Annotated in this window: 23 protein-coding genes; 1 reads left to right on the forward strand and 22 read right to left on the reverse strand. The window is 50.4% G+C overall.

Annotation, left to right across the window (positions count from 1 at the left end; translation table 11 throughout):
- Positions 1-14 precede the first annotated feature (14 nt).
- The 13 genes from ccmI to NV375_RS05460 all read right to left on the reverse strand — a co-directional run bounded on the left by ccmI (position 15) and on the right by NV375_RS05460 (position 11,297).
- A complete protein-coding gene (gene ccmI, locus NV375_RS05400; protein ID WP_258240040.1) occupies positions 15-1,238 on the reverse strand; it encodes a c-type cytochrome biogenesis protein CcmI in 1,224 nt (407 codons plus the stop codon).
- The gene (locus tag NV375_RS05405) at positions 1,235-1,729 is read right to left on the reverse strand and encodes a cytochrome c-type biogenesis protein CcmH (protein WP_258240039.1); all 495 of its coding nucleotides are present in this window, start codon (positions 1,727-1,729) and stop codon (positions 1,235-1,237) included. The genes ccmI and NV375_RS05405 overlap by 4 nt, the downstream gene beginning before the upstream one ends.
- Complete coding sequence (locus NV375_RS05410; protein WP_258240038.1) at positions 1,726-2,304, reverse strand: DsbE family thiol:disulfide interchange protein; 579 nt, start codon at positions 2,302-2,304, stop codon at positions 1,726-1,728. Before NV375_RS05410 ends, NV375_RS05405 begins: the two co-directional genes overlap by 4 nt.
- Positions 2,301-4,256 (reverse strand): heme lyase CcmF/NrfE family subunit, encoded by a 1,956-nt coding sequence (locus tag NV375_RS05415; RefSeq protein WP_258807245.1) that lies wholly within the window; start codon positions 4,254-4,256, stop codon positions 2,301-2,303. Before NV375_RS05415 ends, NV375_RS05410 begins: the two co-directional genes overlap by 4 nt.
- On the reverse strand, positions 4,253-4,747 hold the full coding sequence (gene ccmE, locus NV375_RS05420; protein WP_126772742.1) for a cytochrome c maturation protein CcmE: 495 nt from the start codon (positions 4,745-4,747) through the stop codon (positions 4,253-4,255). The genes NV375_RS05415 and ccmE overlap by 4 nt, the downstream gene beginning before the upstream one ends.
- A 5-nt stretch (positions 4,748-4,752) precedes the next feature.
- Positions 4,753-4,953: a heme exporter protein CcmD gene (gene ccmD / locus NV375_RS05425; protein ID WP_126771210.1), complete on the reverse strand. Its 201-nt coding sequence runs from the start codon at positions 4,951-4,953 to the stop codon at positions 4,753-4,755.
- Positions 4,953-5,711, reverse strand: coding sequence for a heme ABC transporter permease (locus NV375_RS05430; RefSeq protein ID WP_126771212.1), 759 nt, complete (start codon positions 5,709-5,711; stop codon positions 4,953-4,955). The genes ccmD and NV375_RS05430 overlap by 1 nt, the downstream gene beginning before the upstream one ends.
- Position 5,712: 1 nt before the next feature.
- Positions 5,713-6,396 carry a heme exporter protein CcmB gene (gene ccmB / locus NV375_RS05435; RefSeq protein ID WP_126771214.1) on the reverse strand — a complete coding sequence of 228 codons (684 nt, stop codon included), beginning with the start codon at positions 6,394-6,396 and terminating at the stop codon, positions 5,713-5,715.
- Entirely contained in the window at positions 6,393-7,019 is a 627-nt protein-coding gene (gene ccmA / locus NV375_RS05440; protein ID WP_126771216.1) for a cytochrome c biogenesis heme-transporting ATPase CcmA, read from the reverse strand. Before ccmA ends, ccmB begins: the two co-directional genes overlap by 4 nt.
- 74 nt (positions 7,020-7,093) lie before the next feature.
- On the reverse strand, positions 7,094-9,046 hold the full coding sequence (locus tag NV375_RS05445; RefSeq protein WP_258807246.1) for a prepilin-type N-terminal cleavage/methylation domain-containing protein: 1,953 nt from the start codon (positions 9,044-9,046) through the stop codon (positions 7,094-7,096).
- A complete protein-coding gene (locus NV375_RS05450) occupies positions 9,036-10,151 on the reverse strand; it encodes a pilus assembly PilX N-terminal domain-containing protein (protein WP_126771219.1) in 1,116 nt (371 codons plus the stop codon). The genes NV375_RS05445 and NV375_RS05450 overlap by 11 nt, the downstream gene beginning before the upstream one ends.
- A complete protein-coding gene (locus NV375_RS05455; protein ID WP_126771221.1) occupies positions 10,141-10,758 on the reverse strand; it encodes a prepilin-type N-terminal cleavage/methylation domain-containing protein in 618 nt (205 codons plus the stop codon). The genes NV375_RS05450 and NV375_RS05455 overlap by 11 nt, the downstream gene beginning before the upstream one ends.
- Positions 10,752-11,297 (reverse strand): GspH/FimT family protein, encoded by a 546-nt coding sequence (locus NV375_RS05460; RefSeq protein WP_198677651.1) that lies wholly within the window; start codon positions 11,295-11,297, stop codon positions 10,752-10,754. The genes NV375_RS05455 and NV375_RS05460 overlap by 7 nt, the downstream gene beginning before the upstream one ends.
- Positions 11,298-11,405: 108 nt before the next feature.
- Here NV375_RS05460 and NV375_RS05470 point away from each other — a divergent pair, with 108 nt between their 5' ends.
- A complete protein-coding gene (locus NV375_RS05470) occupies positions 11,406-11,792 on the forward strand; it encodes a type IV pilin protein (RefSeq protein WP_126771225.1) in 387 nt (128 codons plus the stop codon).
- Between the two features lie 3 nt (positions 11,793-11,795).
- Here the strand turns inward: NV375_RS05470 and ispH are convergent, their stop codons facing one another.
- From ispH to NV375_RS05515, 9 genes are all read right to left on the reverse strand, one after another.
- The gene (gene ispH / locus NV375_RS05475; protein WP_126771226.1) at positions 11,796-12,737 is read right to left on the reverse strand and encodes a 4-hydroxy-3-methylbut-2-enyl diphosphate reductase; all 942 of its coding nucleotides are present in this window, start codon (positions 12,735-12,737) and stop codon (positions 11,796-11,798) included.
- Positions 12,737-13,174: an FKBP-type peptidyl-prolyl cis-trans isomerase gene (gene fkpB / locus NV375_RS05480; RefSeq protein WP_126771228.1), complete on the reverse strand. Its 438-nt coding sequence runs from the start codon at positions 13,172-13,174 to the stop codon at positions 12,737-12,739. Before fkpB ends, ispH begins: the two co-directional genes overlap by 1 nt.
- Positions 13,171-13,686: a signal peptidase II gene (lspA, locus tag NV375_RS05485; RefSeq protein WP_241967825.1), complete on the reverse strand. Its 516-nt coding sequence runs from the start codon at positions 13,684-13,686 to the stop codon at positions 13,171-13,173. Before lspA ends, fkpB begins: the two co-directional genes overlap by 4 nt.
- Entirely contained in the window at positions 13,679-16,531 is a 2,853-nt protein-coding gene (gene ileS / locus NV375_RS05490) for an isoleucine--tRNA ligase (RefSeq protein ID WP_126771232.1), read from the reverse strand. The genes lspA and ileS overlap by 8 nt, the downstream gene beginning before the upstream one ends.
- Positions 16,532-16,596: 65 nt before the next feature.
- On the reverse strand, positions 16,597-17,565 hold the full coding sequence (ribF, locus tag NV375_RS05495; RefSeq protein ID WP_258240032.1) for a bifunctional riboflavin kinase/FAD synthetase: 969 nt from the start codon (positions 17,563-17,565) through the stop codon (positions 16,597-16,599).
- A gap of 78 nt (positions 17,566-17,643) precedes the next feature.
- Positions 17,644-17,991 (reverse strand): type II toxin-antitoxin system RelE/ParE family toxin, encoded by a 348-nt coding sequence (locus NV375_RS05500; RefSeq protein ID WP_258807247.1) that lies wholly within the window; start codon positions 17,989-17,991, stop codon positions 17,644-17,646.
- Positions 17,975-18,253, reverse strand: coding sequence for a type II toxin-antitoxin system prevent-host-death family antitoxin (locus NV375_RS05505; RefSeq protein ID WP_126771238.1), 279 nt, complete (start codon positions 18,251-18,253; stop codon positions 17,975-17,977). Before NV375_RS05505 ends, NV375_RS05500 begins: the two co-directional genes overlap by 17 nt.
- A gap of 102 nt (positions 18,254-18,355) precedes the next feature.
- On the reverse strand, positions 18,356-19,897 hold the full coding sequence (gene murJ, locus NV375_RS05510) for a murein biosynthesis integral membrane protein MurJ (protein ID WP_258240030.1): 1,542 nt from the start codon (positions 19,895-19,897) through the stop codon (positions 18,356-18,358).
- Positions 19,898-20,049: 152 nt separating this feature from the next.
- Positions 20,050-23,148, reverse strand: a complete 3,099-nt coding sequence (locus NV375_RS05515; RefSeq protein WP_126771242.1) for a TonB-dependent receptor domain-containing protein — start codon at positions 23,146-23,148, stop codon at positions 20,050-20,052.
- Between the last annotated feature and the right edge of the window lie 41 nt (positions 23,149-23,189).

The raw sequence follows: 23,189 nt of genomic DNA on the forward strand, positions 1-23,189 counted from the left end.
GCTATTCTCCTTGTTCATTCACCTGCCAATGTCTGAGAAATGATCAACGTCACCTCAGCGCTGGCTTTTGCTTCAACAACTTTTGCCTCAGCGCCTAAATCACCGCGAGCAATCTCAATTCGATCATCGGTAGAAATACGCGCCTCAACCTGCCATTGGTTCAATTGACTCATTTTGTAGTCAGGTAGCATCGCTTGTGCGTCCGACAACAGAACCTCAACTGGAAATTCACTTACCGGTTGACGCACTACTGCGGCAGGCATCGGTGCACCATCAACCGCTTTAACGAAAACGAACAACGTCGCATCGGCAGGTACTTGCGCACGTAAGGCCTCACTAATCTCCACGGTAACACGCAGCTGTTGAGCTTCTGCTGCTTGTTGTTCTTGCGCATCACTCAGTGCCTCTTGCACAGCATCACGACGCGGATCATTCGCTGGCATCAACTGGATGAGCAACTGCCACGCTTGGACCGCCTGTTCATAGTCGCCACGCTGATAAGCGACGGCACCGGTTAGCGATAACGCATCGATATTCTGCGGCTCCACTTGCAACAACTCTGACAACAAACGTGCAGCTGTTTGCAGTTGCTCTGGACCACCTAAATTAATCAGTAACTGGGCGTAGCCAAGTAAAATTCCTGGGCGTTGTGGTTCCAACTTATAGGCATGCGCGTACGCTTCTAACGCTTGCTCGTAACGCTGCAATGCTGTTGCCGCACGAGCGTACAGCATCCATGTTAACCCATCACCACCATCTTGTTGTAAACGTTGACGCAATCCTAACGCAAACGATTCAAGTTCGGCTTGGGTCGGCGTGCTCTGCTGATTATTCAGCACTTGCTGCGCTAGCTCCGGTAATGCCTTGCGTGCTTCATCGGCCTGCTGTTGCTGTTGCCAGCTCCCAAACAAGGCATAACCCACCACCGCAAAGACAACAATGATCACTGCCGGCAACCAAATGCCGCGACCAATCGCGTGTTCTTCCAGTTGCTCGAGTTCAGCATTCTCACTCACAAAGCGCTTATCGAGTTCACGCTCAGCAGCGCGCAACGCGTGCTCGCTCAGGAGTCCATCGGCATTTTCCTGCGCCAATTCTTGCTTGCGTTGTTCATAGAGCTCACGATTCACGTCGAGTCTTGTACGCCGCTGCGCTGTTTGTCGCACACCGAAAAAAAGGACCAAGAAAAAAGCCAATAATGCCAGTCCGGTCATGCTGAGGATCAGTACCAGATTCATCGTTCCTCATCCTTTTTTGCTTGGCTTTGCAATGCCGCAAGGCGCTGGCGTTCCTCATCACTAAGTTCGACTTCAGCGCTACGCTGCTGGCGAACCCGAAACACGATCACGAGACCACCAATGGCCAATACCGCAATCGGCCCCCACCATAAAATACTAGTGACAAAAGTGACTGGCGGTTGATAGTGCACAAAGTCACCATAACGCGCGACCATAAAATCGATGACCTCTTGCTTGGTCGCGCCCTCTTTCACCATAAAATAAGTGCGGTCCCGCAGGTCTCGCGCCAATTCAGCGTTCGAGTCGGCAATACTTTGGTTTTGACATTTCGGGCAGCGCAACTCATTGATCAGCTCTTTGAAGATTGCTTCCTGCGCAGGTTCATCAAATTGATAGGCTTCGAGATTCTGGGCTGAACTTGGCATACTCAACAGTAACGTTGCCATGAGTACAGTTGCCGTTAGCACGATTCGCACCATTTCGCTTATCATTTGCTTTGCTCCTCGCTTGCACTCGCTGCAAACTCTTGCCGTAATGCTCGATAACGTTCGCCCAACTCACCGCGCCAAACACGCTCATTGACGTCACCCACATGGCGGTAGCGAACATGACCTTGCGCGTCAATTAAGAACGTTTCTGGTGCGCCGTAAACGCCTAATTCTAGCGCAACACTTCCCGTCGCATCGAAAAGATTGACAGTATAAGGATCACCTAGCGTATTCAGCCAATTGACCGCTTTATCACGCGAGTCATCCTTATAGTTCAAGCCAACAATAGCTACACCTTCCGCTGCTAACTTATTAAGGTATTCGTGTTCGGCACGGCAGGTCGGACACCACGTGGCCCAAACATTCAAAAGCATGGGCTCACCGGTAAGCACTGCTTGCGTATGAGAGCGCTCTGGCTGATACAAGTCTGGCACAGTAAATTGTGGTACCGGCTTACCTACGAGCGCGGAACTCAATTCAGTAGGATCAGAAAAAAGACCACGCAGCAAGAAGCCCACTAACACAACAAAAGCGATTAGCGGCAGCAACAAGACGACCCAACGCCAGCCCTTATTCATGCTGTACCTCCAGCTTTCTTCATGGCACGATAACGCTTGTCACTAATGGCTAAAGCACCACCTAACGCCATCAACAAAGCTCCACCCCAAATCCAGCGGATAAATGGCTTCACATAAATACGAACCGCCCACGCATCGCTATTCTCTAATGGCTCACCAAGAGCAACATACAAGTCGCGCGTGAAGCCAGCGTCAAGGCCAACTTCCGTCATACTCATACGTTGCACGGTGTAAAAGCGCTTTTCGGTAACCAGATCGGTAATCTTCCGGGGGCCGGAGTACACCGAAAACTCCGCATGGTCGGTGATGTAATTCGGACCTTGTTGCTGACTTAAAACATCAAACTGAAAACGGTAACCTTGCACCACAACGCTATCGCCAGGTGCTAGGCGCACGTCACGTTCAACTTCATATTGACTGACTGCAGCAATGCCAATCAGAGTGACGGCAAAGCCTAAATGCCCTAACACCATGCCCCAATGGCTACGCCCCAGTTTAGTTAGACCTGCCAGCCCTTGCTTACGCTGCGCAACCCGCAGGCGCAATTCGGTGACTAGCGTCATGGTGATCCATAAGCTCATCACCACGCCTAACACCGCCATGGCTTTAACTTGTTCGGCGAGTATTGCCGGTAAAGCGTAACCGATCCCCAAAGCGAGCAGCAAAGCCAGCATCAAGCTATTACGGAGCGGTTGTAATTCTTGCCGACGCCAACGGAATAGCGGCCCTAGCCCCATCAGCAAGACAAATGGGACGATCAACCAAGTGAACATTTGATTAAAAAACGGTACGCCGATCGAAATCGAGCCCAAACCAAGCTCTTTATGCACCAGCGGCAATAAGGTACCGAGCAACACCACTAAGGTGGCCGCGATAAGCAATATGTTATTGCCGAGGAGCATGACTTCGCGCGAGACCGCTTCATATTTGGTATGGCTTTGCACCACTCCAGCACGCAGTGCAAAGAGCAACAACGAGCCGCCGATGACCACCGCTAAGAGGCCCAAGATAAACAGTCCACGGGCAGGGTCCGTGGCAAATGCATGCACCGAAACAATGACGCCTGAACGCACCAAAAATGTCCCCAGTAAACTTAAACTAAAGGCTGAAATGGCCAGTAGCACCGTCCACGATTTGAACGCGCCGCGCTTTTCGGTGACCGCTAAGCTGTGTATTAGTGCAGTACCCACCAACCACGGCATAAAGCTGGCATTTTCAACTGGGTCCCAGAACCACCAGCCGCCCCAGCCAAGTTCGTAATAGGCCCACCAACTTCCAAGCGCGATGCCTACGGTCAAGAACGACCAAGCAGTGGTCGCCCAAGGTCGCGACCAACGCGCCCACGCAGCATCAAGCTTACCCGTCATCAACGCCGCAATGGCAAAGGCGAAGGCCACTGAAAAGCCGACATACCCCATATACAGCAATGGCGGGTGAATAATCATCCCAGGATCTTGTAAGAGTGGGTTCAAATCTTGGCCATCAACTGGAATCCATGGCAACGTCCGGTCAAACGGATTCGACACCGATAGCATGAATAAGTAAAAGCCAATACTGATCATGCCGAGAATAGCTAATACGCGCGCCATCATCGTCACTGGCATACGCCGCGAAAACATCGCCACCGCAGCTATCCATCCGGCTTGCATCAGCATCCACAATAAAAATGAGCCTTCGTGCGCGCCCCAAACTGCCGTTATTCGATACGCTAAAGGCAACTGCGAGTTGGAGTTTGCGGCAACATAAGCAATACTGAAATCATTAACCACAAAGCCCCAAGTCAGCGCCGCATAGGCTATCGCGGTGAACAAAAACTGGCCGTAGGCAAGTGGACGCGCCAGCAACATAGCACCGCTATGCCCTTTATAGGCTCCCCATAGCGGGTAAATGGCAAGAATGAGCGAGAAGCCAAGTGCCAACGCCAGAGCAAATTGACCGATTTCAGCAATCATTGGTCACCGCCCTGCTCGTCATAGACACCTGACTGATTAGGATTGACATGCTTTATGCCTTTCATCTGTTCAGCGAGCTCTGGCGGCATATACTCTTCGTCATGCTTTGCTAAAACTTCCGTCGCTTGCATCACCGTCGGCTCGACCATCACGCCTTGCGCGACAATGCCCTGACCCTCGCGGAATAAGTCCGGCAAAATACCGGTGTAAAGGATCTTAACCTCAGGCCCAGTGTCAGTAACGCGAAACTCGACTTCCAGCGTTTCCGGATTGCGGCGTACCGAGTCTTCGACCACCATGCCACCAATGCGCAGGCGTTGTCCCACAGCTGGCTTGATTGCGTCTGGGCCTTTACCCTCGACCACCTCACTGGGCGTATAGAATAAATCGATGTTTTGCGACAAAGCATACAAAATAATGCTGAATGCAACTGCTACACCGGCCACCAAACCTAGCGTCCATGTTAAACGTTTTTTTCGTCGGGGATTCATCGCCATCAGGATACCTCTTGCTGCCGTCGCGCCAGTCGTTGTTGCCGCTGTTGTTCTTGCACAAATTCACGTTCCAACTTGCTACGGGCACGCAAGCCTTGCACAACCAATAGACCCATAGCTAAAAAGCTGACACCAAACGCCAGCCAAACATAAAAACCATACCCGCCCATCTCGATGAAGGCTTGCCAACTCTCAAACTGCATTAGCGTTGCTCCCCCGTCGTTGGTGAAACCTGAAGCACATTTTTAACCCAAGGTCGGCGCAATTCTTGGCGCAAGATTTCGGTGCGCATCCGCTGGAAAATAAGTGCAGCCGCTAGCAACGCAAAGCCCAAGATACATGTGAGTAATGGAAACAGCATACTATTCGCCATAGGCGGACGTTCGAAGACCGTTAACGTTGCCCCCTGATGCAGCGTGTTCCACCACTCGACTGAGTAGCGAATGATGGGAATGTTGATCACGCCAACCATTGCCAGAATACCTGCAGCTTTCGCGCCCGTGCGGTTATCACTAAACGCGTAATAAAGCGCGAGCACACCTATGTACAGGAATAAGAGAATGAGTTGAGACGTCAGTCGCGCATCCCACTCCCACCACGTACCCCACATCGGCTTGCCCCAGACCGCGCCGGTGAACAGCGCAATAAAGGTAAAAACAGCCCCAACCGGCGCAATCGCAGCAAGTGCCCAGTCGGCCATTTTCAACTGCCAAACTCGGCCAATAAATGCTGCAACCGCCAAGCTCACATAGATACTCATCGAAAACATCGCCGAGGGAACATGAATAAAAATAATTCGATAACTATCGCCCTGCTGATAATCCGCCGGCGCAAATAAAAGCCCCCACACCAGTCCGCCGCCTAAAATGAGGACCGCGCCAGCCGTTACCCACGGCAGCCAGCGACCAAGCAGATGATAAACCGTTTCGGGTTTTGCATAAGGATGTAACCACCGCCACATGTCAATTCACACTCACTCGTATTGAGGCTGCTACCGCAAACGGCGCCAACAGCAAAGTTAATAAACTTAAGCCGGCCAATAGTAACACTTGCGGCCACGCAGCTGTACCCACCAAAGCGGCTTCCACAGCGCCACTAGCAAAAATAAGTAACGGAATAAACAGCGGCAGTAGTAGCAAACTTAACAGTGCGCCGCCTCGCCCTAAGCTTACCGTCAGAGCAGCGCCTATAGCGGTCATCGCACTCAAGATCGGCGTTCCCACGAGTAACGTTGCCAGCAACGTACTCCAACCAGCGATCGGTAGTTTTAGTAATAACGCGCACACTGGCGCAAGGATCACCAATGGCAAGCCGCTCAATAGCCAATGCACGGCTATCTTACCGAACGCCAGCAGCGCTAAAGGCTGAGGTTGCAAAGTGAGTTGTTCAAGCGTGCCATCTAGGTAATCTTCTCGAAACAAGCGTTCTGAGCCTAATAACGCGGATAACAATGCCGCCACCCAAATCACACCTGCCGCGATGCGGCCCAAAATATCAGGGCCTGGCCCTACCGCGAGTGGAAACAAACTGACCACGATCAAGATAAACAGCAGCGGGTTGAGAATATCGCTGCGACGGCGCATGACCACCATCAGGTCACGACGCATCACGGCGGTAAGCGCAGACCAATTAGCCGGTTGCGTCATAGCTCACCTCCTTGAATACGGATGCGCTTTAACTGTTCCGGACGCCAAGTTAACGCTTGGTGCGAAGTCATCACGATGGCTCCGCCTTGTGCTGTATGTTCAGCAAAACGCTGCTGCAATAGGTCAATGCCGCGTGTATCAAGCGCGGTAAACGGTTCATCCAAGATCCATAACGGCGCCTTGCTATACCACAGGCGCGTGAGTGCGATGCGCCGCTGCTGACCTGCCGATAATTGACCAGCAGGCAAATCTTCAAGCCCTAACAAACCCACCGTCTCGAGTAACTGCCAAGCATCGACATTGGCAACCGCCGTCAACTGTGCTTGTAAGCGCACGTTCTCAAGTGCCGTTAACTCAGCTTTAACTGCGGGTTTATGCCCCATAAACAGGGTGTGTTGGCGCCATTCTTGGGCGAATGGAAGTTGCTCAGGGAAAAAGCGAATGGTACCGGCTTGCAGTTCGACGAGTCCAACCAATGAACGTAATAGGGTCGATTTTCCGGCGCCATTCTCGCCTTCAATATGAAGAACGTCGCCAGCATTGAGGGTGAAGCTGAGATCGGCAAAAAGCGTGCGGCCGGCACGCTGCGAAGCGAGCTGTTGTACATCTAACAGTGTCGACATGATGATAGGCGTTCAACTACCGAGGCAATCGTTAAAAATTGCCTCGATAGTATCACAAGTCGTAGAAAATCGGATCAGTTAATGCGTAGTTCAATGTCTTGCACGACATCTTGGCTAATTTCTTGCACCGCTACCGAACTTGGCGATATCGTTGCGTTGCCGCCGCTATAACCAAATGAAATCGATAAGCTCGTACCGGCACGAATACCAGGACACGAATAACTTGCTGTGCTTGTGTTACCGATCGTCGAGAACTCACAGGTTACGTTAAGATCAGAAGAGCTGATCGAAAGGTCACGGAAGTCACTTGACTTACATGCTTCCCACACCCCAGTTTGACCCGTGACTTTGTAGTACAAGCAGTTAATTTCGCCAGTAATGGAATACAGTTGTGTTTCGTCGTTGTCTTGTGCGATAACGGTCACCCCAAGATCGCTGGAGTAGAACACACCTTCATCAAACGGATGAACAGCGTTGCTGTTCAGGATACTGGCATTCCCCGCACCTACGGTGATATCGACTGACGTCGAGCCACCCGCTACGGTGCGTAATCGACCGCGACTATAGGTTCCATAGTAGTCATTCGCCGGATCGACAATGGTTTCAATCGGCTCATTCGTAACCGTCGCCACGGCGTCATTGGCGGAATCCCAATCCCCTAAGAGCGTCAGGTTAACTTCATAAAACGGTACTTTGGTAAGCCAGTCTGCTTCACCATTTTGAATCGCTGTGACAACTGCACTGCGATGCGAGTCGGTCATTCGATCGAGATAAATAGCGCGACCGATTAACTGGTAGGCACCAGGAACCACGCGCATGTCACGTCCACTTGGCGGGCTTGGTAAACTTTGATTCAACACTAGCGCCTTCACCACTGCACGAACATAGTCAGTGTACTCACCGCTGGTGGCGGCATTCACGAGATATTGCGAGCTCATGGCGGTAATGGTTTCCACTTTCCAATCAGGATAGGTCACGTAATAACCATCTACCCGACGCAAGCGGCATGACTCTTCGTAGACATCATCTAACCCAGCCTGCACCAGTTGACCATTCACATTGGTAAAGTGCCGATGATCACCGCTAGGTACGCGCAACAGCGAACTTTCTTCGCGATAAACGTTGCCGCTAGAGGCCATAGCATTACTGTCATGGTGATCGCGACAACAGATAGTGCAGAGTTCCGGCTGATTGGTATCGGCTGGTTCCCCTACCATTTTTTGCGTGGCTTGCGAGCCATTAGGATCAAGAACTAAATAGTCACCTTCTAGCACTAACCTTGCCGGCGTTAAGCCGTTTTCAGCAACGCCAACGAAGCGGCAAGAGCAATTGACGGTAACAAAATCCTCGATGCGCTGCGTCTGCGTTTCTTCATCATAGGTGACCGTATCGAACCTGACCTGCAGCTTGTCGCCTCGTTTAGCGACTTGCGGTGTTGGTTTGGTGGTTTCTTTAACTTGATACTGTTCTGCACCATCATTTTCGGTCAAACGCACCGCGATAACTTCCGGTGCAGCACCGGGATTATAGGTGACGCTTGGTTGCTGCCGCGGATTCGGCTGTGTTACCACTAGACCGCCATCGCGCGATTCGATTTTACTGAACCACGCTTCCATATCCAGCGATTCAGCATCGCCTGCGCGCTCAGTCCAAGCAACGGACACCGTTACATTCTTGATATCTGGCTCTGGCGGCAACGGATCCGGTGCGCTTGGATCACTTGCCGGGATCCAGCCACCAGCGCTCCAATAACGCTCTGCAACCGTCCAGCCCACAGTAAAGGTTTTACCTTCTCGGTCAGCGGTTTCGGAGCCCGCCGCTAAATTTGCGTACTCAACAAAACGTAATTCTTCGATTTTTTCTTGCGCTAACTCCATCGCCGCGGTGCGCTCTGCTGCACGGGTCGATGACTGAATAAACATGCGTTGCAGGCTCACTAAGCCAGCGACACCTACGGCAATGATCACCAAGGCGACCAATACCTCGACAAAGGTAAAGCCGCGACGGTTGTGTCGATTAGAAATCATGCCAACTTCCTCCTACGCGGTAGAGTCGACGAAACTCATCATTCACTACCACATTTCGCAATACATCCAAACTGTAGCGAACGGTCAAATTACCGTTCGATAGTTTAGGGTCTTGGCTCGCCATCACCGAGCCCTCAACGTAGGCACCACCGTTGAGTGTAATTTCATATTGGGTTGTATTTCCCGGCGTCGTAAATTGGAAGGCCATCCCATACAAGGTGACATCACCGTTCATTTTAAAATCACCGTCGTGAATCACAATCAATGCTGGCTCAGCAACAGAGCCAACATCGTTACTCGGCATATCACAACTACCGGTAATCCAAATCAAGCCTGTGGTATTCGGGCCTAAACTCGAGCAATCAGGCAGTACCTGATTCGCCATGTCACGCAAGTCTTCCCAGTTCTCCTCTGGAATACCAAACAGATAGTCCAATAGGTCATCGGGGAAGTTGGGGTCATTATCGAGAATATCGACGCCGTGATCGCCACGCTCGCTTAAAGTTTGGGTTGAACAAACGCCATTATCAAATTCAAACTGACCACAGGTCGTTCCGGCGCCATTTACATCAACATCATCTTGCGTCCAAATCGACAAAGGTACGCCGTCACCACCACCATTCGGGTTAGCAACCACTTGGAAACTACCCGACACGTTGACCCCTCCGCGAATCGCCAAGGGTACATTGGGACCACCACGCACCAACGACATGACAATCAGTTCTTGTGCCGCTCGTTGGGTAGCCGAGCCATCGGCAGAGTTCGCAACTACATCCACCTCAACCACATCAACATCGCCGCGTGGTGTATCTGGATAAGTGACGTTGGTAATCGTCGCCGTATAATTCGCACCAGCAATGGTTCCATTGATGGTGCGATCGAGGTTATTGCGATCCGCATCAATCTCTTGAATTGTCTGCTCCAAACCGGCATCCGCCACAATACGCGCTTCTTGCATCGCCAAGTGGTTACGCATAATCCGTTGCTCTTGCGCTTTAAACTTTGCCGTATACAAAGTCACAAGAATAATAATCGCTAGTAACAGCACCGTAAGGGTGACTGTTGCAAAACCACTTTGCTGTAAATACTTACGATTAAAATGCATTGCGAATTACCACTTCACTAGTCATCGTTCTGGTGATGTCAGGGTCAGAAGGCATTGCTACCTCCATCACGACAGTCACACGCTGTTCATTTACTAAATCGACCATTTGCTCGGTAAGCGTGAACTCTAAATCGTTCACGAGCAACATCTCGCTACTCGTCAAATTCTGCCAGCCACCTCCATCACACCCTGCCGAGGCTTGGCGGCGTTGCACTTGGTTTTCGCGTACACGAAAGCCCATATTCTCCGAAGAACCATCATGCGTGCCATCGGCATCTTCATCATAGCTAAACAAAACACAGCTATTAGCTTCTTCGCCGGAGAATTGTGAAATGACAATCGTATTATTGAAGGCAGTGCTGGCATTGGCTGGGTCATACACTAATTCCGCTGCATCACCCCGATAACCTGTGCGGCGTAATTCTCCAACCATCAGGTCCATTACCGTGGTCGCCTCTTCATGCAATTGACTCAGTTTCAAACTTCGGGAGTTCACCCCCAACGTATTTGAAAACACAGCAGTAAGCGCTGCCATCAGCAATAAACCCAGCGTAATGGTGATCATAAGCTCGACAATAGATAAACCTTTCTGCCGTTCCATCAACATGCTGTGTAATCTCCAATTTGCCCCGTCGCTTTACAGTAACGAACACGCCCCAACAAACTCACGACGACGCGAATTTCCGCTTCAACCGTCCCGCCATCATCTGTCAAACTGTAGGCGACATGACCCGCATTCCCTTCGGCTAAACCACGCATACCATCAAAGCGAGTATAGTCGCCGGCAGAAAAGTTTGCGGCGACATTGACATTCGTGTATTCCGAGCCGTTCACTTGCCGCAACACGCCGTTGATACTGCAATCTTCCGTTAAGCAGTCACAGTCGTTGCTGACCGCTACCGCCGCACACCAATTCGCGCCATCCGTGTCCCACACGACAAAGCGCTCCTCGGTCGTACGCAATGCATCCGAGCGCGCATATTGCAATAGCGCATAGGTATCCTGCGCCGCACCTTGCAAACGCATAGATTCAGCCATACCAAGCATCAGCGGCACGCCGGCCCCTATAATGATGGAAAGGATAACCAGCGTGACCAATAACTCGAGGAGTGTAAAGCCGCGTTTAACTGCCGCCCAAGGTCTCATAAGTGCTCTGCGCATTGCGAAATTGCCAAAAATAGCGTATCTATTTAGTTATAGTTTATTAAATTACAGTGTAGTGCAAAAATTCATCTTTGACGACAAGGCAAACAAATGCAAGCTAAATTAAAGCAGGCGGGGATTACACTTATCGAACTTATGGTGGTCGTGGTTATCATTGGCATCATCGCTAGTGCTGCCTACCCGAATTTTGTCGATTACGTGCGCGAAGCCCGTCGAGCAGATGCTATGGGGCAGTTGTTAACACTACAGATGGCACAAGAAGAATATCGCTTAAAGAATACCAGCTACGCAGATATCGCAACATTAGGTATTACCTTGACTAGTGATTATTATACTTTTTCGGTGAGTAATATCGGTAACGAAACTTATACGCTTACGGCAACAGCGACAGGTGGGCAGGCCAATGACACCGGCTGTACCACCCTAACCCTGAATCAAAATGACCAAAAATCACCAGCTGCGTGTTGGGAGCGTTAACTCTTAAAGTTCTACCACCCGCAGCTCTGGCGGAATTGAAAAGGTTATGTTCTCTTCGCGACCACTGCGCTCGTTAACTGTGTGGCCACCCCAGTCTTGTAACTGTTTAATCACATTTTGCACCAAAACCTCCGGTGCCGAAGCCCCTGCTGTTACCCCAACGCGCTGAACACCTGCGAGCCAAGCTTGATCAATGCAGGTCGCATCATCGATAAGAAACGCCGGCGTCCCCATTTTTTCCGCAAGTTCACGCAAACGGTTCGAGTTAGAACTATTTCGAGCCCCAACCACTAACAGTAAATCGACTTCTGCGGCCAAATCACGCACTGCGTCTTGGCGATTTTGTGTGGCATAGCAAATATCGTCCTTACGTGGGCCTTGGATGTCCGGAAACTTGGCTCGCAACGCATCAATCACATCCGCAGTATCATCAACCGACAATGTCGTTTGGCTCATGTAATGCAACTGTTGCGGATGTTTGACTTCAAGTTTGGCAACATCGGCTACCGATTCCACCAAGTAAATACCACCGTCAGCATTGGAGTACTGCCCCATTGTGCCTTCGACTTCAGGGTGCCCTTGATGGCCAATCAGCACACATTCGTGGCCCTTGCGACTAGCGCGCGTTACTTCCATATGTACCTTGGTCACCAGTGGACAAGTTGCGTCGAATACCTTCAAACCACGGTTTTTGGCCTCTTGGCGCACCGCTTGCGAAACGCCATGCGCTGAGAAAATCACAATGCTATCGTCGGGCACTTCTTCAAGCTCATCAACGAATACTGCACCTGCCTTACGCAATGAGTCGACCACGTATTTGTTATGCACAACCTCATGACGCACATAAATCGGCGGTTCAAAAATCTCTAGCGCGCGTTCAACAATGGTGATCGCACGGTCAACACCCGCACAAAAACCACGTGGATTTGCCAGCACAATGTCCATTACGGATTTACCTCAATAATTTCGACCGCGAATCGTACGCGTTGTCCCGCCAACGGATGATTAAAATCAATCGTTACAAACTGCTCATTGATCGACCGCACAATACCAGGAAGTTCCGTGCCATCGGGTTGTGGAAACGTAAAGATTTGCCCTACTTCTGGCAATTCAGCGAACTTTTGCGTTTCCACTTGATAATAGTTGTCTTTGTTCGGTTCGCCAAAGGCATCTTCCGGCGCAAGCTCAAACTCACGCTCATCACCAGCCTTCAAACCTACGAGGCAACTCTCGAAGTTTTCCGTAAGTGAACCGTCACCCATACGAAACTTGGCGGGCTTACCCGACATTTTCGTACTGTCAGCCACCGAGTCATCGGTCAACTTAATCGTAAAATGCAAAATCACTTCCCGACCATGCTCGATCGGTAGACGACTGATCATGCGCGTTGCTCCTGACGTTGCTCAAAGAATGCTTCGAGTAGCATTAAGATGGCGCCACAAGTTATCGCCATATCGGCGACGTTGAAGGCTGGCCAATGCCAGTTATCCACATAAACGTCGATAAAGTCGATCACGTAGCCGTACATTAGGCGATCAATGACGTTTCCCACAGCCCCAGCAAGGATCAGTGAAAAAGCTAAGTTCTGACGCCACATGCCCACCGGATTACGACGCAACCAAACCAGTAAGATCACACTAACCGCAACTGCTAATGCAGTGAATAGCCAGCGCTGCCAACCGCTTTGGTCACTTAAAAAACTAAACGCCGCGCCAAAATTTTGCACATAGGTAAAGTTTAGGTACGGCATAATTTCAATGCTTTCATACAACTCAAACGCACTCAGAACCCACTGCTTAGTGGCTTGGTCAATAATAATCAGCAGTAACGAGAGCCACAGAAACTGTAACCCGCTCAGGCGCTTTTGAAAGTCTGGTTTTGGCTGTTTAGGCAAAACGACGCTCCTCACCTTGTCCATCAACGTTTGTCACGCAACGTTGGCAAAGCGTTGGATGTTCAGCGATACTGCCCACTTCTGGGCGGTGGTGCCAGCAACGTTCACACTTTTCATTGTCCGACTTGTTCACTTTAACCCACAAGCCTTTGACGTCGGTTGCAACAGCGCCGTTTGGTGCCGCATCGACCGTCTCGACTTGCGTGCCCGACGTCAGCAATACAAAGCGCAGTTCGTCGCCTAAGCGTTGTAATTGAGCAGCTAAGTCAGCCTGCGCATACAACGTCAATTCGGCCTGTAATGAGCCACCGATCACATCATCACGGCGCGCTTGTTCTAGCGCGCGATTCACCGCATCGCGAACTTCCAGCAATTGCTGCCAAAATGCATTGTCTTCACTGCTCACACGAATGCCGTCGGCGGCGCGGTACCATGACTCAGTAAACACGTACTCACTGCGTGCTTCACCGTTGCCATTTTGCTGCGGCAAGGCCGTCCAAATTTCTTGCGCAGTGAAGCTACAAATCGGTGCTAACCAACGTACTAGCAGTTCCGCAATATGATACAACGCCGTTTGACACGAACGCTGTGCGACACTGTCACGCTTCGCGGTATATTGGCGATCTTTAATAACGTCAAGATAGAAACTGCCCAATTCAATCGAACAGAAGTGCATTAATTTTTGTACGACAACGTGGAATTGATAGTTGTCATAAGCATCGAGCAATTCATCTTGTAAGGCGACGGCTCGAGCAACAACCCAACGATCCATAGCTACCATATCGTTAGCTGCAACCGCATGCTGCGCTGGCTCGAAGGCATTAATATTCGCCAACAAGAAACGCGCCGTGTTACGAATACGACGATAACTATCCGCCGACCGCTTCAAGATCTCATCAGATACAGTCATTTCACCGGAATAATCAGTAGCAGCGACCCACAAACGCAGGATGTCGCCGCCAAGTTTATTCATTACTTCTTGCGGGGCGACGACGTTGCCAATCGACTTGGACATCTTGCGGCCTTGCCCATCAACCGTGAAACCATGAGTAAGTACTTGCTTGTAAGGAGCTTCTTGGTACATGGCAACACCAGTCAATAATGACGACTGGAACCAGCCGCGGTGCTGGTCAGAACCTTCTAAGTACAAGTCAGCAGGCCATTGTAAACCTGGTGTTTTGTTGAGCACCACTTCATGGGTAACGCCCGAATCAAACCAAACGTCCAAAGTGTCCGTTACCTTGCGGTAGTCTTTAGCTTCATCACCCAGCAACGCTTCTGGCTCAAGGTCAAACCAAGCCTGAATACCGTCTTTTTCAACACGCTTAGCTACTTCTTCAAGTAATTCCAAGGTACGTGGATGCAACTCATCATTGTCGCGTCGAACAAATACAGCAATTGGGTTACCCCATGTCCGTTGACGCGAGATACACCAGTCTGGGCGGCCATCAACCATGCTTTCGATACGACTTTGGCCCCACTCAGGTACCCAGCGTACTTGTTTAATCTGCTCCAGCGCTTTGCTTCGCAAGCCCTGCTTATCCATGCTGATAAACCACTGCGGCGTCGCACGGAAAATAATTGGCGTTTTGTGACGCCAGCAATGCGGGTACGAGTGGTTGTACGCTTCATGATGTACCAAGCGGCCGTTGTCTTGCAGCGCCTCAACGATGTTGTCGTTAGCTTTCATCACGTGCTGACCTGCGAACATCGGCGTATCGTCTTTGTAGACGCCATTGTCACCTACAGGGTTATACACCTCGATGCCATAACGTTGGCCTACCAAAAAGTCATCAACACCGTGGCCTGGCGCGGTGTGCACACACCCCGTACCCGATTCGGTGGTTACATGCTCACCTAAAATCAACGGAACTTGAATATCAGCAAACAACGGATGCTGCACTTTCATGTTTTCCAACGCCGCACCTTTCGCAAAACCGAGCTTGTGGTAGTCATCGATATTCCAGCGCGCCATGGCGGACTCAACCAATTCGTCGGCCAGCACAAAACGCTGCGCCGGACGCTCATCGGTCGCCTCAACTTGCACTAAGGTATAGTCCAACGACGGATGCAATGAAATTGCACGGTTCGCCGGAATGGTCCACGGTGTGGTGGTCCAAATGACGACGCTTACTTCGCCCGCACCAGCATGGCCTTCGGGATGGTCAAACGCAGCAACCAACTGCTCTTGATCCACCGCCAAAAAGTCCACATCGATCGCTGGCGAACGCTTGTCTTGATATTCCACCTCAGCTTCTGCCAACGCCGAGCCGCAGTCTGTACACCAGTGCACCGGCTTAAAGCCTTGTTGCATATGGCCATTCGCAATGATCTTACCAAGTGCTCGAATACTGTCCGCTTCTTGCTTCGGATTCATCGTCAAATAAGGGTTGTCCCAATCACCGAATACACCTAAGCGTTTAAAGTCTTCACGTTGCTGCTCAACCTGCCCCATCGCATAATCACGGCACTTTTGTCGGAACTCAGCAACCGACAGTTTTTTACCTGGCTTGCCATGTTTCTTCTCGACTTGCAGCTCAATCGGCAAGCCATGGCAGTCCCAACCCGGCACATAAGGTGCGTCGAAATCGCTAAGCGTTTTCGCTTTCACGATCACGTCTTTCAGAATTTTGTTCACCGCATGACCAATGTGAATCTGACCGTTCGCATACGGCGGGCCGTCGTGCAAAATAAACACTGGCTTACCCGCTTTCGCAATGCGCACCTTGCCGTAGACGTCGTCGGCATACCACTGCTGCAACATTTGCGGCTCGCGCTGAGCCAAGTTGCCACGCATCGGAAACTCGGTTTCCGGTAAATTCAGCGTGTGTTTATAGTCGGTCATTAGTTAGGTTCCTTTTTCGAGATCTTTTGTAGCCCGTGGTTCTACCACGGGGCAGGCCACACGTTTCAGCTACGTCCGTTCAATTCGCTATCCCCCGCAGCAGAACTGCGGGCTACGAGTAACGTCTTTGCTTTTTCAACGTCGGCGACAATTTGTTGCTTCAACTCGGCAAAATCGGCGAACTTTTGTTCCGCACGAATAAAATGTGTCGGTACAACTTTTAACTGCTGGCCGTACAAATCACCAGCGTAATCGAATAAATGCACTTCAAGCTGCATACGCTCGCCATTCAACGTCGGTCTACGGCCAATATTAGCAACTCCTGCATGCATTTTGCCATCATTGCTTTGCACCTGCACCGCAAATACACCTTGCAAAGGTGAATGTAGCCGCTTTAACTGGATATTTGCCGTGGGAAAACCAATCGTTCGGCCTTTTTTCTCACCATGAGTCACACGGCCTTCGAATGCATAGGGACGCCCTAACATGGCTGCTGCTTGAGCAAAGTCACCGGTTTTTAATGCTTCACGAATCGCCGTACTGCTTACGCGTTGCTGCTGCTGTCGATAGCTATGGGTATCCACTACCTCAAAACCAAGCTCCGCACCGGCCCGTTGCAACATAGCAAAGTCGCCCTCGCGACCATGACCAAAACGGAAATCATCACCTACTACCAAAAACTCGACGCCTAGCTGCTTCACCAGCACTTCATCAATAAAGGTACGCGCTGGTAGATTGGCAAACTTACGATTGAACTCAATCACAATATGGCGATCGATGTCTTGCGCTCGCAGCGCCAAATGTTTCTCACGAAAATTGGTCAGGCGCGCAGGCGCACGATCAGGCTGAAACAGCTCTTGTGGTTGTGGCTCAAACGTCATCACCGTCGCCGGCACACGGCGCGCCAACGCTTGCGACTTCACTTGCGCAAGAACAGCTTGATGCCCCAGATGCACACCATCAAAGTTACCGATGGTGAGCACACAGCCACGGTGCTGCGCACGAATATTGTGAATTCCACGAATCAGTTGCATGTAAGCCTTGCGGGTCCGTTGAGCGAATCGTTTAACAAAGCGGCGATTATAACAGGCTGTGCAAGGGGTCACCAGACACTAGGGCGTCATTAGTACCAGTTTGAATAACTGATCACGCAAGTTCTGTCGTGTACGAAGGAACAATAATACCGACACATGGGTACCACGTTCCTCACCAAGTCGATAGATAATCCTAACCTGTGCCTTGGTATCAATAAACTCGTAATAGTGCCCGAAACCTACAACTTCGCTCTCGATACATTTGCTACAGCCCATTGGAAACGTGCTTACACGCTGCTCAAAACGGTCAAGGATGTTATCAATGTAACGCTGCGCGGCCCGGTAACCAATATCTCGAGCAAGATATTTTACCCAATCTCTCGTCTGCAATTTAAATCGGCTGGTGTAATCAATCGCGATCGTCATCTTCCCCAAGCTCCTCTGCCAATCCTTTGAACAGATCTTCTCGGCTTACCACACGACCAGCGCGAACATCCTTTTCAGCTAGGGCTATCATTTTCAGCATCGCCATTTGTTCTTGCATGGCTTCATATTGAACAGGGTCTTGCACCACATACAGAGGCTCGCCGTTTTGGGTCACCAAAACAGGCTCGTTTACATCCATGGTGGCCATTTCTTTTTTAAAACCAGAAACGGTGGTTACGCGGGGGCGTTTAACGGTGTACATGGCACTGACTCCTTGCTGGTGTTAACAGGTGTCAGCTTAGACGAGAATAGCGGCAAAGTCCAAATTTAGACCAAATATGGACCATCCGAAAAGCGTTGTTTGCTAACGGAGTTTAACGCGTAGCAACAGCAAGGCCGCTAAGAAGATGCCGGCACCTGCACCAACTAACAGTGCCAACTGCCACACCCGCTCCATAAAGTCGACGGCGAGCCACCACTGGCGATTCGGCCCTAGATAGAGCAGTAAAGCAATCATAGCGACAACCGCTAGCGTAACTTTTACCAGATAGGTCAGCGTGCCCGGATAGCGCTTAAGAACGCCATCACGCCAGAGGTTATACCCCAACAGTCCCGCGTTGACCGCAGCCGACAGCGAAGTGGCGATAGCTAGGCCCACATAACCAAAAGGGATGGCAAAAATAACGTTAAACACCATGTTCGAGACCATGGCGATAATGCCGTACTTCACTGGTCGCTTGGTATCTTGGCGCGAATAAAAACCCGTCGCGAGCACCTTCACCAACATAAAACTCAACAGCCCAGAGCCGTAAGCAAAAAGGCTGTAAGAAGCGAAACGAGCATCTTCTGGAGTGAACTCGCCACGCATAAACAACACCATCAGCATCGGTTCGGCCAGCACAATCAAACCAGCCATTGCCGGCAGCCCCAGCAGCACCACCTTGCGAATGCCCCAATCTAACGTGCGACTGAACTCATCGGCAGATTTATCCACATGGCGCGATGACAACGCTGGCAAAATCACCGTCGCAATCGCGATACCAAATAAGCCCAGCGGAAACTCCAGCAAACGGTCCGAGTAGTAAAGCCAGCTAATCGATCCACTCATCAGAAACGACGCAATAAAGGTATCAAGAAGGAGGTTAATTTGGCTGACCGACACCCCAAACAACGCCGGAATCATTAATTTGCGAATCTTCGTGACCCCAGGATCATGCCAGCCCCATTGCGGACGCACTAACAAGCCCGCGCGCTTCAGAAACGGGATCTGGAACAAAAACTGCACCAAGCCACCAAAAAACACACCCCAAGCCAGTGCATACTCAGGCTGTTCAAGTTGCGGGCCGAGCCATAGCGCCGCGACAATAATTGCAATATTCAAAAACACTGGCGTAAAAGCAGCAACCGCAAACTTACCCAGGGTATTGAGTACCGCTCCAGCAAGCGCAGTAAAGGTAATAAACCATAGATAGGGAAACGTAATGCGCAACAAGTCCGAAGCGAGCACGAACTTATGCCCCTGCGGCCCGTCCGTATACCAATCTACAAACCAACCCATGCCAAACAACGCTGCTACAATCGGCGACGCAATCACGCCCACTAACGTAACCACTGTTACCAACGTACCGAGCGTTCCCGATACCCGCGCGATCAGCAATCGTTGTGCATCAATATCCTTACCCTGCCGATACTCGGTTAAAACCGGCACAAACGCCTGAGCAAAAGCTCCCTCAGCGAACAATCGCCGCAAAAAATTCGGAATTTTGTTGGCAAAAAAGAACACATCGGCCGCAGCACCCGCACCCATCAAGTTCGCGATCACCACATCGCGCACAAGCCCGAGCACGCGCGAAATCAGTGTCATGGCACTAACAATAATGCCGGATTTCATAAGAGATTTAGACAAGCGAGCTCCAATTCTTTCGCAGAAAACTAGCTGAGGGTTCTACTTAAGCCAGTTAGTTTCTATTATATTTCGTTCAATGTCACTCCCACTGCTACAACACAGACAAAAAAGCCCCAGCTTAATCAGCTGGGGCTTCAACTTTGCGTTAAGATTTAGAACTTCATGTTTAAGCCGATGCTGTAGGTGCGTCCCCACGTCCAACGCCCAGCTTGCAGTTCCTTACGATTAGGGTACCAGTCGCCGACATTTTCGACTTTGGCGCGGAAGCGCACCGTGTCAGAAAAGTCATAAACCATACCTAAGTCGAAGGTTGTAATACTAGGTAGTGAATTGTACGGCGTACCATCAATATCGATGTACTTATATTCGTCAGTGTTATTCACGTTGCGCGAACCTTCACCTGAGTAACGCACGTCCAAGAAGGTTAACAAGCGATCCAAACGATGCGCGATCTTGAAGTCGCCACGCCAATCTGGGTTATTGTACTGACCGGTTGAGTCAGAAAAGTCAAACCCAGTGTTAGAGGTCGCATTTTTCTTCAGGTTATACATACGCAAGGTCATCGTTAAGTCACCCATGCCTTCTGAGAACCAACCTCCAACAAGAGGGAACTCATGCAGCGCTTTGTGATAACGACCGGCATATTCAATTGCTTCGAACGAACGTAAAGCTGCGTTCACATAACCCGACTCAAACGCATCGATGGTTGGCAATTGGAAATCCGGACCGCGAACGAACATGTCGCAGAACTGGTTCGGATAGTTCGTCGCATCGTAACAAGCTTCCATGATATTCGTCAGCGAGAAGCTCGTAATTGCGTCCTCAATATCGATCTCAACCCAATCCACAGATAGGTCTAAACCTTGAGCCCAGCTTGGTGCATAAACGATACCGATGTTTTTGCTTTCAGCTTGTTCATTAGAAAGATTTGGATTACCACCGGTATAGCCAAAACGCGAAGCGTTCGTCGCAATACTAACGAAGTCCTCAGGAATACCTTCGGCGTCACAGTTACGTTGGCGCGTTTCTGGGTCAGGCCCATTACCGCGGTTTGCACCGTGACATGGATCCGCTGCGAATGATGAAATTTGTACGCGCGGCAAGAATAACTCGGTAATTGCCGGAGAACGCACAGTTTCAGCAACGTTAGCTCGGATGATCAAGTCTTCGATAGGTCGATAGTTCAAGCCTACCGCCCATGCATTGTCTGTGCCTGAACGACTGTTATCCATGCGACGGTACGACGTTTCCAACGAAGCCGAGTAAACCAGCGGAATGTCTTGCGAAGGATCCGCTAACGGAATATAAAGCTCACCAAAAACGTCCTTGGTGCGATATTCACCACCTGTTGAATTATCGCTAAAGCCCATAAATTGGTCAGTACCATCAGATTTGAAGTCAGCGTATTCACGACGTGACTCAAAACCAACCAATGCGCTTACAGTACCGCTTGGCAAATAGAATAAATCACCAGAGATGTAAGCCGACAGGATGTCTTGCTCAACGCGAGTCTTGCCCATCGACAAATAGGAAATATAGTCGATAGAAGCTTCTGAGGCCGTTCCGAATGGGTTGAACGGTGAACAATCGCCAGGACGACCAAGGATCGATTCGGTACCGCGCACACCACTACCTTGTGGAACTAACTCATCACCATACCCATCGACATAGTTGAACTTACAGTCGATTTGGCCGGTCTCTGGGTTGATACCCACATCCATGGCGGTAAGCCAACGCCAGTCATTAATCGCTGTACTTTGCGAAAATACAGACGATACGCCTCGTTGATAACTCACTTCCCAATCAAAATAACGGTTGGCGATATCGAATTCGCCATCAAAGCCAAAACGAATACTACGTACATTTGACTCGTTAACAACTTCACGTTGACCAAGGTTCAGCCAACCACGGTGCATGTAGAAATCACCAGGTCCACCAAGTAAACCTTCTAGCTCACTGCGCGAACTATCGGTTAAGAAAGGGTTGTCGGTAGAGAACCGCAATGCAGCACCGGTACCACCGAAAACGCCTGAGCTATATAGCGTTGCCTGATAACCTGGGTTTGCTGCATCTGATGAATTCGCAAAGGTAGTTAAAGAGAAATTAACGTCGTCGGTCAATTCATAATTCGCTATTGCTGTAATGTTGACGCGTTCATACCCCTCTTGTGCGGTGTTTGTCGCGACAAGATCCAGGCCGTCACCGCCTGATGACCATACGGCATTACCCGTAGCAACCCCCGGATCATAACCGACTAACGAGCCAGAACCATCCATTGCAAATTGGTAGAAGTTACCGTCACCCCACTGGCCAATACCGAAGTTTGTTACCGCCAATGGCCCCGGAGTTACAAGACCGCTAAATGACAAGATACCAGCTCGCGGTTGAGGATAAAGACGCAGTTGGCCTGGGTTGTAGTTACCATCGGGATCAAGCACACGATCTGCCGCAGATGGCTGCTGGAGCGTCCAACTATCGCGTAAGCTTGGAACTTCAGACGACAAGACATTATCGGTTTCATTGTATTCGACGGACAGCACAACGTTACCGCGGCCACCACCGAAGTTTCCACCTAACAAGGTACGGAACGAAACCTCATTAGCGATACCATCTTTATCTTCGTAATCAACGCTAACTTCGGCGCCTTCGTAATCTTTTTTCAGAACATAGTTAACGACACCTGCGACCGCATCTGAACCGTACACGGCTGCACCGCCAACTTTTACCACTTCAACACGTTCAATCAGTGAAATCGGGATGTTGTTCACGTCAACCTGAGAACCTGGAGCACTACCGCCTCCTACAGGAGAGTTCGACGATACAAAGCGGTGGCCATTCACCAATGTCAACGTACGCTGCGAACCCAGGCCGAAAATGTTAATCGTATTCTGACCAACACCTTGGCTAGAGGCGCCAACGTTAGCACCAATGACCGGTGAAGCTGCGGCTTGAACGCCTGGAATCTCTACGACAGCGTCAGCGGCATTGGTTAAGCCACGTTCACTAAAATATTCACCGTCAACGACAGTCATCGGCTGGGTTGGCTCTAAGTCGGTACGCTTAATGCGAGAGCCGGTAACCTCAATACGTTCGACAACTTCTTTTTCCGCAGTTTGCTCTTCTTGTTGGGTGTTCTGCGTGTTCTCTTCGCTTTCAGTCTGCTGCGCTAAAGCAACGGAGACAGGCGCCGATAATACGCCTAGCGCTAAGGCAAGCTGTATACAACTTGAGAGTTTATTTTTCTTATACATGATTAACCTCAATTGTTGGATTGTAGTTTTTATTTCACCTT

Source organism: Pseudidiomarina sp. CB1, from assembly GCF_024752025.1.
Lineage (GTDB): Bacteria > Pseudomonadota > Gammaproteobacteria > Enterobacterales > Alteromonadaceae > Pseudidiomarina.

Coding starts and splice junctions, on each gene's coding strand:
- ccmI (WP_258240040.1), bottom strand. CDS start 1,238: ATGAATCTGGTACTGATCCTCAGCATGACCGGACTGGCATTATTGGCT.
- NV375_RS05405 (WP_258240039.1), bottom strand. CDS start 1,729: ATGATAAGCGAAATGGTGCGAATCGTGCTAACGGCAACTGTACTCATG.
- NV375_RS05410 (WP_258240038.1), bottom strand. CDS start 2,304: ATGAATAAGGGCTGGCGTTGGGTCGTCTTGTTGCTGCCGCTAATCGCT.
- NV375_RS05415 (WP_258807245.1), bottom strand. CDS start 4,256: ATGATTGCTGAAATCGGTCAATTTGCTCTGGCGTTGGCACTTGGCTTC.
- ccmE (WP_126772742.1), bottom strand. CDS start 4,747: ATGAATCCCCGACGAAAAAAACGTTTAACATGGACGCTAGGTTTGGTG.
- ccmD (WP_126771210.1), bottom strand. CDS start 4,953: ATGCAGTTTGAGAGTTGGCAAGCCTTCATCGAGATGGGCGGGTATGGT.
- NV375_RS05430 (WP_126771212.1), bottom strand. CDS start 5,711: ATGTGGCGGTGGTTACATCCTTATGCAAAACCCGAAACGGTTTATCAT.
- ccmB (WP_126771214.1), bottom strand. CDS start 6,396: ATGACGCAACCGGCTAATTGGTCTGCGCTTACCGCCGTGATGCGTCGT.
- ccmA (WP_126771216.1), bottom strand. CDS start 7,019: ATGTCGACACTGTTAGATGTACAACAGCTCGCTTCGCAGCGTGCCGGC.
- NV375_RS05445 (WP_258807246.1), bottom strand. CDS start 9,046: ATGATTTCTAATCGACACAACCGTCGCGGCTTTACCTTTGTCGAGGTA.
- NV375_RS05450 (WP_126771219.1), bottom strand. CDS start 10,151: ATGCATTTTAATCGTAAGTATTTACAGCAAAGTGGTTTTGCAACAGTC.
- NV375_RS05455 (WP_126771221.1), bottom strand. CDS start 10,758: ATGTTGATGGAACGGCAGAAAGGTTTATCTATTGTCGAGCTTATGATC.
- NV375_RS05460 (WP_198677651.1), bottom strand. CDS start 11,297: ATGAGACCTTGGGCGGCAGTTAAACGCGGCTTTACACTCCTCGAGTTA.
- NV375_RS05470 (WP_126771225.1), top strand. CDS start 11,406: ATGCAAGCTAAATTAAAGCAGGCGGGGATTACACTTATCGAACTTATG.
- ispH (WP_126771226.1), bottom strand. CDS start 12,737: ATGGACATTGTGCTGGCAAATCCACGTGGTTTTTGTGCGGGTGTTGAC.
- fkpB (WP_126771228.1), bottom strand. CDS start 13,174: ATGATCAGTCGTCTACCGATCGAGCATGGTCGGGAAGTGATTTTGCAT.
- ileS (WP_126771232.1), bottom strand. CDS start 16,531: ATGACCGACTATAAACACACGCTGAATTTACCGGAAACCGAGTTTCCG.
- ribF (WP_258240032.1), bottom strand. CDS start 17,565: ATGCAACTGATTCGTGGAATTCACAATATTCGTGCGCAGCACCGTGGC.
- NV375_RS05500 (WP_258807247.1), bottom strand. CDS start 17,991: ATGACGATCGCGATTGATTACACCAGCCGATTTAAATTGCAGACGAGA.
- NV375_RS05505 (WP_126771238.1), bottom strand. CDS start 18,253: ATGTACACCGTTAAACGCCCCCGCGTAACCACCGTTTCTGGTTTTAAA.
- NV375_RS05515 (WP_126771242.1), bottom strand. CDS start 23,148: ATGTATAAGAAAAATAAACTCTCAAGTTGTATACAGCTTGCCTTAGCG.